Annotated in this window: 13 protein-coding genes; 10 read left to right on the top strand and 3 right to left on the bottom strand. The window is 73.8% G+C overall.

Features of this window, described 5'->3' with window-relative positions; all coding sequences use genetic code 11:
* Positions 1-298: 298 nt before the first annotated feature.
* Positions 299-2,617, bottom strand: coding sequence for a SpoIIE family protein phosphatase (locus ABZ924_RS14465; protein ID WP_361908242.1), 2,319 nt, complete (start codon positions 2,615-2,617; stop codon positions 299-301).
* A gap of 326 nt (positions 2,618-2,943) precedes the next feature.
* Here ABZ924_RS14465 and ABZ924_RS14460 point away from each other — a divergent pair, with 326 nt between their 5' ends.
* Complete coding sequence (locus ABZ924_RS14460) at positions 2,944-3,681, top strand: class I SAM-dependent methyltransferase (protein WP_361908240.1); 738 nt, start codon at positions 2,944-2,946, stop codon at positions 3,679-3,681.
* Between the two features lie 24 nt (positions 3,682-3,705).
* Here ABZ924_RS14460 and ABZ924_RS14455 read toward each other — a convergent pair whose 3' ends face one another.
* On the bottom strand, positions 3,706-4,617 hold the full coding sequence (locus ABZ924_RS14455; RefSeq protein ID WP_361908237.1) for an alpha/beta hydrolase: 912 nt from the start codon (positions 4,615-4,617) through the stop codon (positions 3,706-3,708).
* A gap of 214 nt (positions 4,618-4,831) precedes the next feature.
* Between ABZ924_RS14455 and tdh the strand changes: the two genes are divergently transcribed.
* From tdh to ABZ924_RS14440, 3 genes are all read left to right on the top strand, one after another.
* Positions 4,832-5,860: an L-threonine 3-dehydrogenase gene (gene tdh / locus ABZ924_RS14450; RefSeq protein WP_361908234.1), complete on the top strand. Its 1,029-nt coding sequence runs from the start codon at positions 4,832-4,834 to the stop codon at positions 5,858-5,860.
* Between the two features lie 321 nt (positions 5,861-6,181).
* Positions 6,182-7,390, top strand: coding sequence for a glycine C-acetyltransferase (locus tag ABZ924_RS14445; protein WP_361908231.1), 1,209 nt, complete (start codon positions 6,182-6,184; stop codon positions 7,388-7,390).
* 12 nt (positions 7,391-7,402) lie between these two features.
* Positions 7,403-8,317 carry a LysR substrate-binding domain-containing protein gene (locus ABZ924_RS14440; RefSeq protein ID WP_361908229.1) on the top strand — a complete coding sequence of 305 codons (915 nt, stop codon included), beginning with the start codon at positions 7,403-7,405 and terminating at the stop codon, positions 8,315-8,317.
* A gap of 179 nt (positions 8,318-8,496) precedes the next feature.
* Here ABZ924_RS14440 and ABZ924_RS14435 read toward each other — a convergent pair whose 3' ends face one another.
* Positions 8,497-9,276 carry a DeoR/GlpR family DNA-binding transcription regulator gene (locus ABZ924_RS14435; RefSeq protein WP_361908348.1) on the bottom strand — a complete coding sequence of 260 codons (780 nt, stop codon included), beginning with the start codon at positions 9,274-9,276 and terminating at the stop codon, positions 8,497-8,499.
* A gap of 169 nt (positions 9,277-9,445) precedes the next feature.
* On the opposite strand from ABZ924_RS14435, the gene ABZ924_RS14430 reads away from it, so the two are divergent.
* From ABZ924_RS14430 to ABZ924_RS14405, 6 genes are all read left to right on the top strand, one after another.
* Positions 9,446-10,348 carry an SIS domain-containing protein gene (locus ABZ924_RS14430; protein WP_361908226.1) on the top strand — a complete coding sequence of 301 codons (903 nt, stop codon included), beginning with the start codon at positions 9,446-9,448 and terminating at the stop codon, positions 10,346-10,348.
* Positions 10,345-11,184 carry a class II fructose-bisphosphate aldolase gene (locus ABZ924_RS14425; RefSeq protein WP_361908224.1) on the top strand — a complete coding sequence of 280 codons (840 nt, stop codon included), beginning with the start codon at positions 10,345-10,347 and terminating at the stop codon, positions 11,182-11,184. Before ABZ924_RS14430 ends, ABZ924_RS14425 begins: the two co-directional genes overlap by 4 nt.
* A 225-nt stretch (positions 11,185-11,409) precedes the next feature.
* Positions 11,410-12,600, top strand: coding sequence for an acyl-CoA dehydrogenase family protein (locus tag ABZ924_RS14420; RefSeq protein ID WP_361908221.1), 1,191 nt, complete (start codon positions 11,410-11,412; stop codon positions 12,598-12,600).
* 255 nt (positions 12,601-12,855) lie between these two features.
* On the top strand, positions 12,856-13,533 hold the full coding sequence (locus ABZ924_RS14415) for a pyridoxamine 5'-phosphate oxidase family protein (RefSeq protein ID WP_361908218.1): 678 nt from the start codon (positions 12,856-12,858) through the stop codon (positions 13,531-13,533).
* Positions 13,530-14,285 (top strand): HAD-IA family hydrolase, encoded by a 756-nt coding sequence (locus tag ABZ924_RS14410; protein WP_361908215.1) that lies wholly within the window; start codon positions 13,530-13,532, stop codon positions 14,283-14,285. The genes ABZ924_RS14415 and ABZ924_RS14410 overlap by 4 nt, the downstream gene beginning before the upstream one ends.
* Positions 14,282-16,681, top strand: coding sequence for a glycoside hydrolase family 65 protein (locus ABZ924_RS14405; protein WP_361908212.1), 2,400 nt, complete (start codon positions 14,282-14,284; stop codon positions 16,679-16,681). The genes ABZ924_RS14410 and ABZ924_RS14405 overlap by 4 nt, the downstream gene beginning before the upstream one ends.
* The last annotated feature ends 8 nt before the right edge of the window (positions 16,682-16,689 follow it).

Below are 16,689 nucleotides of genomic sequence, written 5' to 3'. Positions count from 1 at the left end.
CGATCGGCAGATGCGGTGAGCTGAGAGGCGGGAGCGGTATCGCCTCCGGGGCGGTGGTGAGCAGAGATGTTCGAAGTGGCTCCCGGGCCGACATGGAATCCCCGAGGGATTCCGCAGGTCAAGAGTGCACCGCCTGCGGATTCCATCGTTCCGTGGAGTGTCCGGGGCCCTTCGCTGACGTTAAGACCGCGTGAATGCTGCACAGTCTCCCCGTACGGGAACCGCAGCGGGGGGCGCGCAAATTTTCTTCCGCTTTGCCGATGTGTGGCCGCCGCGACACCGCACCGGACGAAGACGATCACCGCCGGCCCGGGGCGGCCGGGCGGGACGCCAACAGCAGCGCCATGTCGTCCGGCCGGTCCGCGCTCCCGCCCACCTCGCCGACCAGCCGGTCGGCCGTCTCCGCCAGCGGCGACGGCCGGGCCGCCGCCAGCGCCGCCCTCAGCCGCTCCACGCCGAGGTCGAAGTCCAGGCCGGGCACCTCCACCAGCCCGTCCGTGTACAGCGCCAGCACCGCGCCCGGGGCCAGGTGCAGCCGCGTCACCGGATACACCGCCCCCGCGTCCACCCCGAGGACCACCCCGCCCGGCAGGTCCAGTACCTCGGCCCGCCCGTCCGGATGGCGCAGCAGCGGCTGCGGGTGCCCGGCCCGCACCGCCTGGGCAGCGCCCGACACCGGGTCGAGCACCACGTAGCAGCAGCTGGCGAACTGCCCCGGGTCAAGGTCGATCAGCAGCCGGTTCGTCCCCGACACCACCTGCTCCGGGGCGTTCCCGCTCAGCGCGAAGGCCCGTACGGCGCTGCGCAGCTGGCCCATCGTCGCCGCGGCCGCCACCCCGTGGCCCTGCACGTCCCCGATCACGAGCGCCAGGCGGCCCGTGCCCGTCTCGACCACGTCGTACCAGTCGCCGCCCACGTCCATGCCCGTCGTGCCCGGCAGGTACCGCCCCACCGTCTCCACGTGCTCGCGCACCGGCAGCCGGTGCGGCAGCAGCGCCGACTGGAGCCCGCGCGCCAGCGCCGCCTCCGAGTCGTAGCGCTGGGCCCGCTCCAGGGCCTGCGCGATCAGCCCGGCCAGCGCCGTCAGCACCGTGCGCTCCTCCGGGGAGAACCCGCGCGGCGTGTCGAAGCCGAGGATGCACGAGCCCACCGGCCGGCCCGACGCGATCAGCGGCAGGAACGCCCGCGCCCCGACGTGCGCGTCCAGCGGGATCCCCGGATACGCGGCCGCCAGGTGCTCCATCGACTCGAAGAAGATCGGCCGGCCCGTGGTCAGAGCCTCCACACCCGGCAGCCGCGCGTCCAGCCCCACCCCGTCGAACCGGTTCAGGAACCCCTGCGGGAACCCCGTCTCCCACGCCAGGTGCAGGTGCCGCTCGTTGAGCAGGTAGATGGCCAGCTGGCGGCCGCCGAACGCCGGCAGCAACTCCTGCGTGACCACCGCAGACACCTGCCGGGCCGTGACCGCCTCCGTCAGCGCGATCGCCAGCGCCACCGGCCGGTACAGCGCCGACGCCCGGTCCGCCGGAGAATCCAGTCCCGTCGGTGAAACCCGGGCCCTCGGCGACCCCGGGCCCCCGTGTGCGCCTGGGCCCCCCGGTTCACCCGGGCCCCTCGGTTCCCCCGGTTCCCTCGGTTCTTCCGGTTCCCCCGGTGCACCCGGGCCCGTCGCCGAACCCGTGCTGCCCGCCCGCGGCCCGGCCTCCGCATCGGGCCCGTACGCCGGCCGGTCGCCCTCGCCGACCAGCACCGTCACCCCGTCCGGACCGGGATACAGCTCCACCGCCACCCACTCCGCGTGTGGCGTGCGGCCCCGCCGCGCCGGGAAGACCACCGGTTCCCCCGCGATGAACACCGCCCGCAAGTGGTCCTCGTACGCCGGCTGCCCCAGCCACGGCACCGCCTCCCACAGCACCCGCCCCCGCAGGTCCGGCCCGCCCAGGCCCAGCCGGGCCGCGGCCCCGTTCACGTAGCGGATCCTGCCCGCGCGGTCCACCGACAGCACCGCCTGCGGCAGCCGCTCCACCGCCTCGCGCGCCCCCTGCGCCCGCCCCGCCGGAGCCACCGGCACCGGATCGCCGTTCCACACCACCGGATCCCCGGCCGCGACCAACGCCCCCAGCTCCCCGGCCAGCCCCTCCGCCGCCGCCCGCAGCCGCTCCCGGTCCCGGAGGCCCACCGCGGCCCCCGGCGTCTCGGGCCGCATCACCCACAGCACCCCGAACCGCTCCGGCCCCGCGGACACCGGCTCGTACAGCGACCCGAACGGAAACGGCAGCCCCGCCATCAGCTGCGGGAAGCGCCGCATCGCCGACTCCGCGTCCGGCAGGTGCACCGGCTGCCCGCTGCGGTACGCCTCCGCGACCGGGTACGGGCGGTTCACGTGCATCCGCCACCACGGCCGGAACAGCCGCGCCGGGAGACCGGTCACCACCGCCAGCAGCAGCAGCCCCTCCGTGCCCGAGCGCAGGTAGACCCCGCCCGCGAACCCGCCCTGGGCCTTCACCGCATCCACCGTCGCCCGTACGAGCACCCGGGCCGTGGCATCGCCGGCAGGGCCGCGCTCCGGTCTCGCCGTCACACAGTCAGCATGCCCCCGCCCCGCCCGGCGCTGCATCCCCGCGCCGGGCCTTCTCCCGGCAACCCGCCACCCCCGCAATCGCAGCCACCCCCCGGCCCCGCCCCACCGGCAGCCCTACCGGGCGTTGACGAAGAACAGCGCGTCGCTCGCCGCCGCACTCGGGTTGGAGACCTTCGAGCTGCCGTTCGAGGTGCCCACGCTGCCCTACGGCCCGCGCCGCCCGGGCCCGCCGCACACCCCGGACGCCGTACGCACTGACCCGAACGCCGCCCCGTCCGGGGGACGCGCCCGCGCCCGCGCGGACCGGGGCCGGGCCCCGGGGCACCCTACGCAGGCGTCCACCCGGCCACGGAAGGCAGAGCATGCGGTTCCAGTACGACACCATCGGCGAACGGTTCGTGGAGTCGAAGAGCACGGCGGCCTTCTCGGCCGCCGACACCCACACCCTGCTCGGCGCGCTCGACGCCCTCGGCGGGGTACGGGGGCTCGACACCCTCGACCTGGCCTGCGGACACGGCCACAACACCCGGCTGCTCGCCCGCGGCGGAGCCCGGCGCGCCGTCGGCGTGGACATCTCCGAGAAGATGATCCGCCTGGCCCGCGCCGAAGCCGGCAGCGAGCACCACGGCCGCATCCAGTACGTGGTCGCCGACGCCGCCGAACTGCCCCGCATGGCCGCCTTTGACCTGGCCACCGCCGTCTACCTGTTCGACTACGCGCCCGACCGGACCACCCTGCACTCCATGTTCCGCTCCGTCCGCGCCAACCTGCGCGACGGCGGCCGCCTGCTGGCCATCGTCCCCAACCCCGGCGCCTTCCCGCACGTCGACTGGTCGCCGTACGGCGTCCGCATCGTCGACCGCGTCCCGGAAGGCGACGTACCCCTGCTCAAGGCGCAGTTCCTCACCGAGCCCTCGGTCGACTTCGAGTTCCGCGAATGGGCCCACGCCGACTTCGCCGAGGCCGCCGTGGAGGCAGGCTTCAGAACCGTCGGCTGGCAGCCCAGCCGCACCCCGCCCGCGGACGCGGCACGCGACGAGGCCTACTGGAGCGCCTACAAGGCCCGGCCCTTCAGCTCGCTCATGACGTGCACGGCCTGACCGGCCCCGGCCCCGCGGCTGCCGTCACTCGTCGACCGCCGCGGACCGGATCAGCTGCACGATCCGCTCCCGCGCCGCGCGCCCTTCCGGCACCGGCAGCAGCGGGTACACGTGCGGCAGCCCCGGCTCCTCGTGGAACTCCACCTCCGCACCGGCCCCCCGGGCCCGCCGCAGCAGCTCGTGGCTGTCCGTGCTCAGCACGTCCCGGGTACCGGTGAACACCGTCATCGGCGCGAGACCCCGGAACGAGCCGTGCAGCGGGCTCACCCGCGGGTCGTCGGCCGCCAGCGTCCCCGCGTACAGCCGGCCCGCCTCCAGCAGCCCCGGCCGCGCCAGCACCGGATCGGCCGCCTCCAGCGCCGCCTGGTCGGGATGGCTCATGGTCAGGTCCACCCACGGGGAGATCAGCACGATCCGGGACGGCTGGGCACCCGTACGGTCGCGCAGCCGCTGCGCGGCGGCCAGCGCCAGCCCGGCCCCCGCCGAATCCCCGATGAGCACCGTCCCGCCCGCCCCGCCGCCCTCGATCAGGCCGCTCAGCAGGTCCGCAGCCACCGGAACCGTCCGGTCCGCGGTGCCCCGCGGCGCCAGTATGTACGCCGGCACCACCACCCGGGCCTGCGCCTGCGTCACCAGCGTCCGGATCATCGCCCAGTGCGGCCGGACCAGCTCGTGGATGTACCCGCCGCCGTGCACGTACAGCACCTGCGCCGCCGGTTCGGCCCCGCGCGGGCACACGTCGTACACCGGCCACGCCCCGACGAAGGTGCGCGAGATCTCCGCGACCCGGCCCAGCGACCGCGGAGGCAGGTGCGACGCAGGCCGGCGCGCCGACTCCGCCACCCTGGCGCGCACCGCCTCGGCACTCGCGAACCGTCTTCGCCGACCCGCCGCGATCAGCGCGACCGACAGCGCTCTGCTGCGCAGACTCGGCACGCCCCACACCTCCCCATTCCCTGCCCCGACCACGGCCTCTTGCGCAGGCCACAGCCCTTCACGTGAGGAGCATAGGCGTGAAGCTGGGCTGTCGACCCGCTTAAGAAATCCTCGATGGACTGATCACCGCCGCTCTCGGCAGATTGGTCACTGTCGATACGCCGCACCTGTCACTTCGGTCGCGGCGCCCCCTGCACATGCCTGGAGCCACGCCATGAAGGCACTCGTCAAGCACAAAGCCGAACCCGGGCTGTGGCTCATGGACGTCCCCGAGCCGGAGTACGGCGCCGGCGACGTGCTGATCAAGGTGCTCCGCACCGGCATCTGCGGCACCGACCTGCACATCCGCTCCTGGGACGGCTGGGCGCAGGGCGCCGTCAAGACCCCGCTCGTGCTCGGCCACGAGTTCGTCGGCGAGGTGGCCGCGATCGGCGCCGACGTTCGCGACATCGAGATCGGCGCCCTGGTCAGCGGCGAGGGCCACCTCGTCTGCGGCAAGTGCCGCAACTGCCTCGCCGGCCGTCGCCACCTGTGCCGCAGCACGGTCGGCCTCGGCGTCGGGCGCGACGGCGCCTTCGCCGAGTACGTCGTCCTGCCCGCGCAGAACGTGTGGGTGCACCGCACCGCCGTCGACCTGGACGTCGCGGCGATCTTCGACCCGTTCGGCAACGCGGTCCACACCGCCCTGTCGTTCCCGCTGGTCGGCGAGGACGTGCTGATCACCGGCGCCGGCCCGATCGGCATCATGGCCGCGGCCGTCGCCAAGCACGCCGGTGCGCGCAACGTCGTCATCACCGACGTCAGCCCCGAGCGCCTCGAGATCGCCCGGAAGGCGGGCGCCACGCTGGCCCTCGACGTGTCGCAGAAGACGATCGCCGACGCCCAGGCGCAGCTGGGGCTGCGCGAGGGCTTCGACGTCGGCCTGGAGATGTCCGGCCGCGCCGAGGCGATGCGCGACATGATCGACAACATGACGCACGGCGGCAAGATCGCCATGCTCGGCCTGCCCGCCCAGGAGTTCCCGGTGGACTGGGCGAAGATCGTCACCTCGATGATCACGATCAAGGGCATCTACGGCCGCGAGATGTTCGAGACCTGGTACGCGATGACGGTGCTGCTGGAGGGCGGGCTCGACCTCAGCCCCGTCATCACGGGCCGCTACTCGCACCGCGACTTCGAGGCCGCGTTCGACGAGGCGGCCACGGCCCGCAGCGGCAAGATCATCCTGGACTGGACGGCCTGACCGGGGCCGGTCCGGCCTGATACGGGCTGACTGGCCTTGTACGGGCGGTCGGGTCCGGCACGGTCTGACCGGTCCGGTACGGGCGGTACGGTCCGGTACGGGCCGACTGGTTCGGTACGGGCCGTCCGATCCGGCACGGGCCGACTGACCGGTTCGATCCGGGCCGCCGGCCCGACGCGGACCATCCGGTCCGCCACAGACCATCTCCCTCCGGCCGGGCCCCGCAAACCCTCCCCCCTCCGCGGGGCCCGGCCCCCCTCCCTCCCTCCCTCCCTCCCTCGATCTCCCTCCGCCGCACGAGGAGAAAGCGAGCACCGCACCATGTTCGAGACCGTCCGCGAGGACCTTCGCGCCACCCTCGACGAGATCCGCTCCGCGGGCCTGCACAAGCCCGAGCGCGTCATCGGCACCCCGCAGAGCGCCGCCGTCGCCGTCACCGCCGGCGGCACCCCCGGTGAGGTCCTCAACTTCTGCGCCAACAACTACCTCGGCCTCGCCGACCACCCCGAGGTCGTCGCCGCCGCCAAGGAAGCCCTCGACCGCTGGGGCTACGGCATGGCGTCCGTCCGCTTCATCTGCGGAACCCAGGAGGTGCACAAGGAGCTCGAGGCGCGCCTGTCCGCGTTCCTCGGCCAGGAGGACACGATCCTCTACTCCTCCTGCTTCGACGCCAACGGCGGCGTCTTCGAGACCATCCTCGGCGCCGAGGACGCGGTCATCTCCGACGCCCTCAACCACGCCTCCATCATCGACGGCATCCGCCTCTCCAAGGCCCGCCGCTTCCGCTACGCCAACCGCGACATGGCCGAGCTCGAGGCCCGCCTGAAGGAGGCCACCGAGGGCGGCGCCCGCCGCAAGCTGATCGTCACCGACGGCGTCTTCTCCATGGACGGCTACGTCGCCCCCCTCACGGAGATCTGCGACCTCGCCGACCGCTACGACGCCATGGTCATGGTCGACGACTCCCACGCCGTCGGCTTCGTCGGCCCCGGCGGCCGCGGCACCCCCGAGCTGCACGGCGTCATGGACCGCGTCGACATCATCACCGGCACCCTCGGCAAGGCCCTCGGCGGCGCGTCCGGCGGCTACGTCGCCGCCCGCACCGAGATCGTCGAGCTGCTGCGCCAGCGCTCGCGCCCGTACCTCTTCTCGAACTCCCTCGCCCCGGTCATCGCCGCCGCCTCCCTGAAGGTCCTCGACCTGCTGGAGTCGGCCGGCGACCTGCGCGAGCGCCTCGCGGACAACACGAAGCTCTTCCGTACGAAGATGACCGAGGCCGGCTTCGAGATCCTGCCCGGCGACCACGCCATCGCGCCCGTCATGATCGGCGACGCGGCCGAGGCGGCCCGCATGGCGGAGCTCCTGCTGGAGCGCGGCGTGTACGTGATCGGGTTCTCGTACCCCGTCGTCCCCATGGGCCAGGCGCGCATCCGCGTGCAGCTCTCCGCCGCCCACTCGACCGCGGACGTCGAGCGCGCCGTCGCCGCCTTCATCGACGCCCGCGCGGCTCTCGGTGCTGCTCAGGGCTGACATCATGGAGGGGTGATCGACCCCCGCCGGCTGCGCATCCTGCGGGCCGTGGCGGACCACCGTACGGTGACCGCCGCGGCCGCCGCCCTGTACCTCACCCCCTCCGCCGTCTCCCAGCAGCTCGCGGCGCTGGAGCAGGAGACGGGGCACGTGCTGCTGACCCGCAGCGGCCGGGGCGTACGGCTGACCGCAGCCGGCGAGATCCTGCTCGGGCACGCCCACGAGGTCCTGGCCCAGCTGGAACGCGCCGAAGCCGAACTCGCCGCCTACGCGGGAGGCTCCGCCGGCGAGGTCACGGTCGCCGCCTTCGCCACGGGCATCGCCGAGGTCCTCGCCCCGGCCATCACCCGGCTCGCCCACGAGCACCCCGGCATCCGGCTCCGCGTGCGGGACGCGGAGGGCGACGAGAGCCTGCCGCTGCTGCTCGACGGCGAAGCCGACCTCGCCCTCGCCGTCGAGTACCGCGGAGCCCCCGGCGCCGACGACGGCCGCCTGTCCGTCATCCCGCTGTACGCCGAGCCCTTCGACGCGGTGCTCCCGTCGGGGCATGCGCTGGCCGACCTGCCCGAGATCGCCCTGGCCGACCTGTCGGACGCGGACTGGGTGGGGCAGTACCCCGGGAACCCGTGCCACGACGTGACCCTGACCGCCTGCGAGCTGGCGGGCTTCCAGCCGCGCTTCGTGCACTCCTCCGACGACTTCCGGGCCGTCACGGCCCTGGTCGGCGCGGGCGCCGGGGTGGCCCTGGTCCCGCGCTCGGCCCTGCGCGGCATGGACCTCAAGGAGGTCCAGGTCCGCCCGGTCTCGGGCCCGGCGGCAACCCGCCGCGTCTTCGCCGCGACCCGGCGCGGCGCAGAGACCCACCCACTGATCGCCCCGGTCCTGGCGGCGTTGCGCCGTGAGGCGGGAAGACTGCCGGCGCACTGAGGGGGCGTGGGGGGTGGGGGAGTTTCCGTGGCCGCCTGGTCGGACGGGGCCCGGCAGAGACGGGGTCACGGTGGGGCGGGGTCGGTGGGTGTCCGGGGGCGTCCGGACGCTCCCCGACCCCGGTCGACCGTGACCCCGCCCCTCGGTTCCCGCCCAGCAGTAGCGTCCCGTCCCCACCCCTAGACCCGCACCACCCCCACCCCCGCCGCCTCGAACTCCGCTGCCACCGACGGGGTCAGGCCCGTGTCCGTGACCAGGGTGTGGACCGATTGGGTCGGGCAGATGCGGGCGAAGGCGCGGGCGCCGAGCTTGGTGGAGTCGGCCGCGATGACCACGCGGCGGGCGCGGTCGCACAGGAGGCGGTTCATCGCGGCCTCGTCCTCGTGGCGGGTGGCTGCGCCGTCGGCCGGGTCGAAGGCGTCGACCCCGACGATCGCGGTGTCCACGGTGAGCTGCCCCAGCACCTGCTGGGCCAGCGGGCCGGTCAGCTCGTACGACTGGGCGCGGGCCACCCCGCCCGTCAGCACGATCTTGAACTGCGGTCTGATGACGAGCTCTCCCGCGATGTTGAGGGCGTTGGTCACCACCGTCAGCGCCGGCGAGCCCGTCGCCAGGTCAGGGCGGCCGGCCAAGGCCCGGGCCACCTCCGTGGTCGTGGTGCCGCCGGTCAGGCCGATCACCTCGCCCGGCGTCACCAGGGCCGCCACCGCCTCGCTGATGCGGCGTTTCTCGGCGGCCCGCCGGGACGTGCGGTAGCGCAGCGGGAGTTCGTACGACACTCCGTGCACGACCGCCCCGCCCCGGGTGCGGACCAGTAGCTGCTGCTCGGCCAGCTGGTCGAGGTCGCGGCGGACGGTCGCGGCGGACACGCCGAGGGCCTCCGCCGCCGGTTCGACCTCCAACTCGCCCCGCTCCACCAGCAGATCGAGCAGTGATTGCCAGCGCTCCTTGCGGGTCATGGCGCCCACGGCGTTCTCCCCCTCACTCGTACGGCCCCTCCCCTTCTCGTTCTCTTCCTGCCTTCGTCCCACGACACTAGCCCAGACGCTCCGTCCCGAAATGCTTGAAGTTGCGCGAAAGTACCCGCTAACTTGCAGAAAAGCGCACCAACCTGGCTAGGGAGCTGCCATGAGCCACGTCGCGTACGAGTTGGGCACACAGCCGGAGTGCTGGGAGCGGGCCGCCGAACTGGCCCCGGCGCGGCGGGCGGTGCTGCCGCGGCCGGGGGAGCGTACCGCGATCGTCGGATGCGGGACCTCGTACTACATGGCCCAAGCGGCCGCGGCCCTCCGCGAGGAGGCCGGCCAGGGCGAGACCGACGCGTTCCCCGCCTCCGAATTCCCCGTGCACCGCCGCTACGACCGCGTGGTCGCCCTGACCCGCTCCGGCACGACCACCGAGGTGCTGGACCTGCTGGCCGGGCTGCGGGACGCGGGCGTGCCGACGACCGCGGTCGTCGGGGATCCGGCGACCCCGGTGATGGCGCTGGCCGACGAGCTCGTCGTCCTCGACTTCGCCGACGAGCAGTCCGTCGTGCAGACCCGCTTCGCCACCACCGCCCTGACCCTGCTGCGCGCCCACGTCGGTCGGCACACCGCAGCCGCGGTCGCCGACGCCCGGACGGCCCTGGCGCAGCCGCTGCCCGAACAGGCTGTCAGCAGCGGCCAGTTCACGTTCCTCGGTCGCGGCTGGAGCGTGGGCCTCGCGCACGAGGCGGCGCTGAAGATGCGCGAGGCCTCGCTGTCCTGGGCCGAGTCGTACCCGGCGATGGAGTACCGGCACGGGCCGATCAGCATCACCGGGCCGGGCACCGTCACCTGGTGCCTGGGGGAGGCCCCCGAGGGTCTCGCCGAGCAGGTGCACATCGCCGGCGGGCAGTGGGTGGCCGGCCGGCTCGACCCGCTCGCCGAGCTGGTACGGGTACACCGTCTGGCCCTCGCCGTCGCCGCCCACCAGGAGCTCGACCCGGACCGGCCGCGGAACCTGACCCGTTCGGTGATCCTCGCCGCCGGCGAGGAGGCGGTCCGATGACGCTCGCGTCCGCCGGAGCGCTCGTACGGGAGGCGGCCGCCGAAGGCCGGGCCGTCGCCGCGTTCAACATCATCACCCTGGAGCACGCCGAAGCCGTCGTCGCGGGCGCGGAGCAGGCCGGTCTGCCGGTCATCCTCCAACTCAGCGAGAACGCCGTGAAGTTCCGCGACGGCGCGCTGCTGCCGATCTCGCGCGCCGCCGCCGCGTGCGCGGAGGCCGCGGCCGTCCCCGTCGGCCTCCACCTGGACCACGTCAAGAGCCCCGAGCTGCTCCGGCAGGCCGTGGACGCGGGGTTCGGCTCGGTGATGTACGACGCCGCGCAGCTCCCGTACGCGGAGAACCTGGAGGCCACGCGCTCGGCGGCCGACTGGGCGCACGCCAACGGGCTCTGGATCGAGGCCGAGTTGGGCGAGGTGGGCGGCAAGAACGGTGCCGCGCCCCTGGACCCGCACGCGCCGGGCGCCCGTACGGATCCGGACGAGGCGCGGCGGTTCGTCGCCGACTCCGGGGTCGATGCGCTGGCCGTCGCGATCGGCAGCAGCCATGCGATGACCAGCCGCACGGCGTCCCTGGACCACGTACTGCTGGCCCGGCTGGCCAAGGCGGTGGAGGTCCCGCTGGTGCTGCACGGTTCCTCCGGGCTGCCGGACGCGGAGCTCGCCGCCGCCGTGGCGGGCGGCATCCGCAAGGTCAACATCGGGACGGCGCTGAACCTGGCCATGACCGAGGCCATCCGCACGCACCTCACCCCGGCGGACCCGCGCCCGTACCTGAAGGCGGCCCGCACGGCGATGGCGGCGACGGCCGCGGCGATGATCGGAGCCGTGACGCGCTGACGCCGTGACCCGGAAGGGGGGAAGGCGGCCGGCAGACGCCAGCCCCCCGCAGACGCCAGCCCCCCGCAGACGCCCCTGCCCCCGCCCCGCCCCCCCAGGCTCAGCAAGGCCCTCTCCGGCGTGCAGCACCCTTCCGGATTGCTGGAACACGTTCTACTGTGCCCTGCGCCAGTCGCGCACCGCGATCCACGATCCACGATCCGCCGCGAGATTCCCGGAGGGGCCGTGCACCTCGAATACACGCCTGAGCAGCGGCAGTTGCGCGCAGAGCTGCGTGCCTACTTCGCCGAGCTGGTACCGCAGGACGTCTACGCCCGCTACGAGGACCCGGCCGCCCAGAAGCGCTTCTACCGGGAGACCATCCGCCGGCTCGGGACCGACGGCTGGCTCGGGGTCGGCTGGCCCGAGGAGTACGGCGGGCGCGGCATGTCGGCGATGGACCAGTTCATCTTCTTCGACGAGGCCGCGCAGGCCGTCGTACCGCTGCCGCTGATGGCGCTGAACACCGTCGGGCCCACCCTGATGCAGTTCGGCACCGACGAGCAGAAGGCGTACTTCCTGCCCCGGATCCTCTCCGGCGAGATCGACTTCGCCATCGGCTACAGCGAGCCCGATGCCGGCACCGACCTCGCCGCGCTCAAGTGCAAGGCGGTCCGCGAGGGCGACGAGGAGACCGGGACGTACGTCGTCAACGGGCAGAAGATCTGGACCACCAACGGCGACACCGCCGACTGGGTGTGGCTCGCGGTCCGCACCGATCCCGAGGCGCCCGCGCACAAGGGCATCACCATGCTGCTGGTCCCGACCTCCGACCCCGGCTACTCGTGCACCCTCATCAACACCCTGGCCTCCCACGACACCACGGCCAGCCACTACGAGAACATCCGCGTCCCCGCGAGCCGCCGCGTCGGGCAGGAGAACAAGGGCTGGCGGCTGATCACCAACCAGCTCAACCACGAGCGGGTCACCCTCGCCGCCCACGGCACCATGGCCATCCGGGCGCTGCACGACGTCCGGCGCTGGGCGGCCGAGACCAAGCTCGCCGACGGCCGCCGCGTCATCGACCTGTCGTGGGTCCGGGGCCGCCTGGCCCGCACCCACGCCCGGCTCGACGCGATGAAGCTGCTCAACTGGCAGATGGTGGGTGCCGTCGAGGACGGCACCCTCACCCCGCAGGACGCCTCCGCCGTGAAAGTGTACGGCTCCGAGGCGCGACGCGACGCGTACGCCTGGCTGATGGAGGTCGTCGCGGCCGCGGGCCCCCTGAAGGACGGCTCCGCCGGCGCGGTCCTCCACGGCGAGCTCGAACGCGGCTACCGCAGCGCCGTCATCTTCACCTTCGGCGGCGGCAACAACGAGATCCAGCGCGAGATCATCTCGTGGATCGGCCTCGGCATGCCCCGCGTCCGCCGCTGACCGCCTTCCGACTCGACCCGCCTTCCGACTATCGGGCCGCCTTCCGACTCGGCACCCGCCCGAACCGTGCCGCTGTTCCGGTTGCGGCGCCGCAGGTCCGCGACACCCTGGAAGAGCCCCCAGTCGACGCGGATACGGGCGGGACGGACCGACCGGTCCCCGCCGAGGGGCCGACCGGCCCAAGCGGGGCGAAGGGACACGGGTGCAGCCTGGCGGTGACCCCCTTTCCCCAGCGCACAGAGAGAAGGCCGCGCCATGAAGGGAACCGAGCACCGGCCGTCCGCGGGGGCCGCCGGACGCACTGACCTGGGCCGCCGCCTGGCGGCCCGCCGCGAGGCCCTCGGCCTGACCCGCGAGGAACTCGGCCGCCGGTGCGGTGCGGACGGCAACTACATCGCCTACCTGGAGGAGCACGCGGCGTCACCGTCCATCGGCACCCTCGTCCGGGTCGCCGACGCCCTCGGTGTCACGGTCGACGATCTGACCGGCGCGAGCGCCGGCCGCGTCCGGGGCCGGGCCACCGCCCGCCGCGACACCGCGCTCGCACCGCTGGACGAGGACGAGTGCCGCACGCTGCTGGGGACGTACGGAGTGGGACGCATCGCCGTCTTCACCCCCGACGGCCCGGCCGTTCTGCCGGTGAACTACCTCGTCGCAGGCTCCGACATCGCGTTCCGTACCGCCGTGGACGCCCTCGCGGCCAGGGCGGCGGGGACAGAGGTGGCCTTCGAGATCGACAACATCGACGACGTCACGGCCGGCGGTTGGAGCGTCCTGGCCGTGGGCGAACTGCAAGCCGTCACGGACCCCGAAGAGATCCGGCACCTGACGGCCACGGCCCGGTCCCAGCCGTGGGCCGGCGGCCCGCGCACCCACTGGATGAAACTCACCCCCTTCCGACTCACCGGCCGTCGCGTGGCCCACACGTCATGAGCCCCCTGGGTGCGGTCGTCTTCGACACCGATGGCGTGCTCCTGGCCACGGCCGACCGTCACGCGGCCGCGTGGAAGGAGACCTTCGACGGCTGCCTCGACCGGTGGGGGGAGCGCCTCGGGCAACGCCCGCCCCCGTTCGACGCCGTCCACGACTACCGGGAACTGGTCGACGGCAGGTCCCGGCTCGACGGGGTACGCGCCTTCCTCACGGCGCGCTCCCTCGACCTCCCGCCCGGAACCCCTGGAGATCCGCCGGGATGCGACACCGTGTACGCGGTGGCCGCCCGCAAGGAGAAGATCTTCTCCGAGGCGGTGTGGGCCGAAGGAGTGGAAGCCTTCGACGACGTCAGGCCCGCGCTGGAGCTCCTACGGGAGATGAAGGTGGGATGCGCCGCCGTATCGGCTTCGCGCCACGCCCGCACCCTCCTGAGAGCTGCGGACCTTTCCGACCTCTTCGGCGCCCTGGTGGACGGCCGGGACGTGGAGGCGCTCGCCCTTGCGGGCAAGCCCGACCCCGCCCTCTTCCTCGAGGCGGCCGACCGCCTCGGTGTCGGCCCCGAGCGCACGGCCGTCGTGGAAGACGCACTCGTCGGCGTCGAGGCGGGCCGCAGGGGCCGCTTCCACCTGGTCGTCGGACTCGACCGCGGCCGCGACCCGCACAGGGCGGACTCCCTGCGCGCGCACGGCGCCCACCTCGTCCTGCCCGATCTCGGGGGACTGCCCGCTGCGCTCGACGGACGCGGGCCGTGAACACGTCATGGGCCTGGGAGTACCGGCGGTACGACCCCGGGACCGAGCGGCTGGTCGAATCCCTGTGCACCCTCGGCAACGGCCGCTTCGCCACCCGCGGATCGGCCCCGGAGACCACCGCCGACGCCGTCCACTATCCGGCCACCTACCTGGCCGGCTGCTACGACCGCCTCCCCTCCGCCGTCGCCGGACGCACGGTCTCCAACGAAGACCTGGTCCGGCTGCCGGACTGGACCGCCCTGCGCTACCGCTGCCTGCCCGACGGCGCTCCGCCCGGCGACTGGCTCACCCCGGACCACCCGACCCTGCGCCACCACCACGTCCGGCTGGACCTGCAGGGCGGGACGCTCACCCGCCGCATGCTGTTCCTCGACGCCGAAGGCCGCCGCCTGGGCATCACCCACACCCGCCTCGTCCACATGGGCGACCCGCACCTGGCAGCGCAGCGCACCGTCCTGCGCGCGTTCGGCTGGATCGGCCGGATCGAGATCGCATCCGTACTCGACGGGGACGTCGTCAACGCCGGAGTGGAGCGTTACGCCGCCCTCGCCGGGCGCCACCTCGTCGAGCACCGGGCGGGGGCCGAGGCGGAGGGCACCGCCTGGCTGTCCTGCCGCACGTCCGCCGCCCCCGTGCACATCGGGCTCGCCGTCCGCACCTCCACGCGACCGCTGGCAGCCGTCGACCGGGCCTGCACGGCCACCGCCGCAACGCAGACCTCCGTCCTGCCGATCCGGCGGGGGCGGCCGGTCGTCGTCGTGAAGACCGCCGCGCTGTCCAGCTCACTCGACCGCCCCCTCGCCGACCCCGTACGCAGCAGCATCGAACAGGCCGAACACGCCCCGGACTTCCCGACCCTGCTGGCGTCCCACCGGGCGGCTTGGCAACGGCTCTGGAGCGTAGGAGGGCTGAGGGTGACGGGGGAGACCGGCAGGATCCTGCGCCTGCACACCTACCACGTGCTGCAGACCCTCTCGCCGCACACCGCCGAACTCGACGCCGGAGTCCCCGCCCGCGGTCTTCACGGGGAGGCCTACCGGGGCCACGTCTTCTGGGACGAGCTGTTCGTCCTGCCCTACCTCGCCCTGCACTTCCCCGAAACCGCCCGCGCCCTGCTGATGTACCGGCACCGGCGGCTGCCCGCGGCCCGGGAAGCGGCGCGGCGGGGCGGCGGCAAGGGCGCCATGTTCCCCTGGCAGAGCGGCAGTTCCGGTGCCGAGGAGACCCAGAGGCTGCACCTGAACCCGCGCTCGGGCCGCTGGCTGCCCGACCACTCCAGCCTCCAGCACCACGTGGGCTCGGCCATAGCGTGGAACGCCTGGCAGTACGGCCTCGCGACCGGCGACACCGGGTTCATGCACGGACCGGGCGCCGAACTCATCCTGTACGTCGCCCACTTCTGGTCGGGCGCCGCCACCTGGGACGCCGGCCTCGGCCGCTACCGGATCCGCGGTGTCGTCGGCCCGGACGAGTACCACGACGCCTACCCGGGCGCCGCCGCCCCGGGCGTGGACGACAACGCGTACACCAACGTCAGCGCGGCCTGGGTGCTCGCCCGTGCCCTCGACCTGTACGGGGAGGTCCCGGCGGCCCGGCGCGCAGAGCTCCTCGCCCGGCTCGGCCTCGACGCGGACGACCTCCGGGGCTGGGAGGAGGTCTCGCGCCGCATGTACGTGCCCTTCCACCAGGGCGTGATCAGCCAGTTCCACGGCTACGGCGAGCTCGCCGAGCTCGACTGGGACACGTACCGAGCCCGCTACCACGACATCCGCCGCCTGGACCGCATCCTGGAGGCCGAAGGGGACACCCCCAACCGCTACCAGGCCTCCAAGCAGGCCGACACCCTCATGCTCGGCTACCTCTTCCGCCCCGCGGAGCTCGCCCGGCTGTTCACCCGGCTCGGCTACGGCTTCGACGACGGACTCTGGGCGAGGACAGTGGCGTACTACCTGCAGCGGACCTGCCACGGCTCCACGCTCAGCAGCCTCGTCCACGGCCGGGTGCTCGCCCGCCTGCAGGGCCCGGATGCCTGGCGGTACTGCCAGGAAGCCCTGATCGGCGACATCACCGACGTCCAGGGCGGCACCACGGGCGAGGGGATCCACCTCGGCGCCATGGCGGGCACCCTCGACCTCGTCGAACGCGGCATCGTCGGACTCGATCCCGCTGCCGACGGCCTGCACATCGACCCGGTGCCGCTCTCCGCGATACCCGGTACGACGTTCTCCGTCTCCTACCTCGGGCACCGGGACATCCGCATCCACTTCCGGCCGGGCCGGCTGGGCATCCGCGTCCCGCCCTCGCTCCTCGGCCCGGTGCCCGTGGTCCTTCCGGGCGCCCGGCACGAGCGGATCGCCGCAGGCCAGGAGCGGTGGTTCCGCCTGCCCGCGGGCTGACGCGACGG

The sequence above is a fragment of the Streptomyces sp. NPDC046876 genome (genome assembly GCF_040645035.1).
Taxonomy (GTDB): domain Bacteria; phylum Actinomycetota; class Actinomycetes; order Streptomycetales; family Streptomycetaceae; genus Streptomyces.
Note: the sequence above shows the minus strand (reverse complement) of the source record. Positions and strands in the feature narration are given on the sequence as shown.

Bases quoted from the DNA above. Each gene is read 5' to 3' on its own strand.
- ABZ924_RS14410 (WP_361908215.1), top strand. From the start codon at position 13,530: ATGAGCCCCCTGGGTGCGGTCGTCTTCGACACCGATGGCGTGCTCCTG.
- ABZ924_RS14430 (WP_361908226.1), top strand. From the start codon at position 9,446: ATGAGCCACGTCGCGTACGAGTTGGGCACACAGCCGGAGTGCTGGGAG.
- ABZ924_RS14445 (WP_361908231.1), top strand. From the start codon at position 6,182: ATGTTCGAGACCGTCCGCGAGGACCTTCGCGCCACCCTCGACGAGATC.
- ABZ924_RS14460 (WP_361908240.1), top strand. From the start codon at position 2,944: ATGCGGTTCCAGTACGACACCATCGGCGAACGGTTCGTGGAGTCGAAG.
- tdh (WP_361908234.1), top strand. From the start codon at position 4,832: ATGAAGGCACTCGTCAAGCACAAAGCCGAACCCGGGCTGTGGCTCATG.
- ABZ924_RS14425 (WP_361908224.1), top strand. From the start codon at position 10,345: ATGACGCTCGCGTCCGCCGGAGCGCTCGTACGGGAGGCGGCCGCCGAA.
- ABZ924_RS14415 (WP_361908218.1), top strand. From the start codon at position 12,856: ATGAAGGGAACCGAGCACCGGCCGTCCGCGGGGGCCGCCGGACGCACT.
- ABZ924_RS14465 (WP_361908242.1), bottom strand. From the start codon at position 2,617: ATGCAGCGCCGGGCGGGGCGGGGGCATGCTGACTGTGTGACGGCGAGA.
- ABZ924_RS14435 (WP_361908348.1), bottom strand. From the start codon at position 9,276: ATGACCCGCAAGGAGCGCTGGCAATCACTGCTCGATCTGCTGGTGGAG.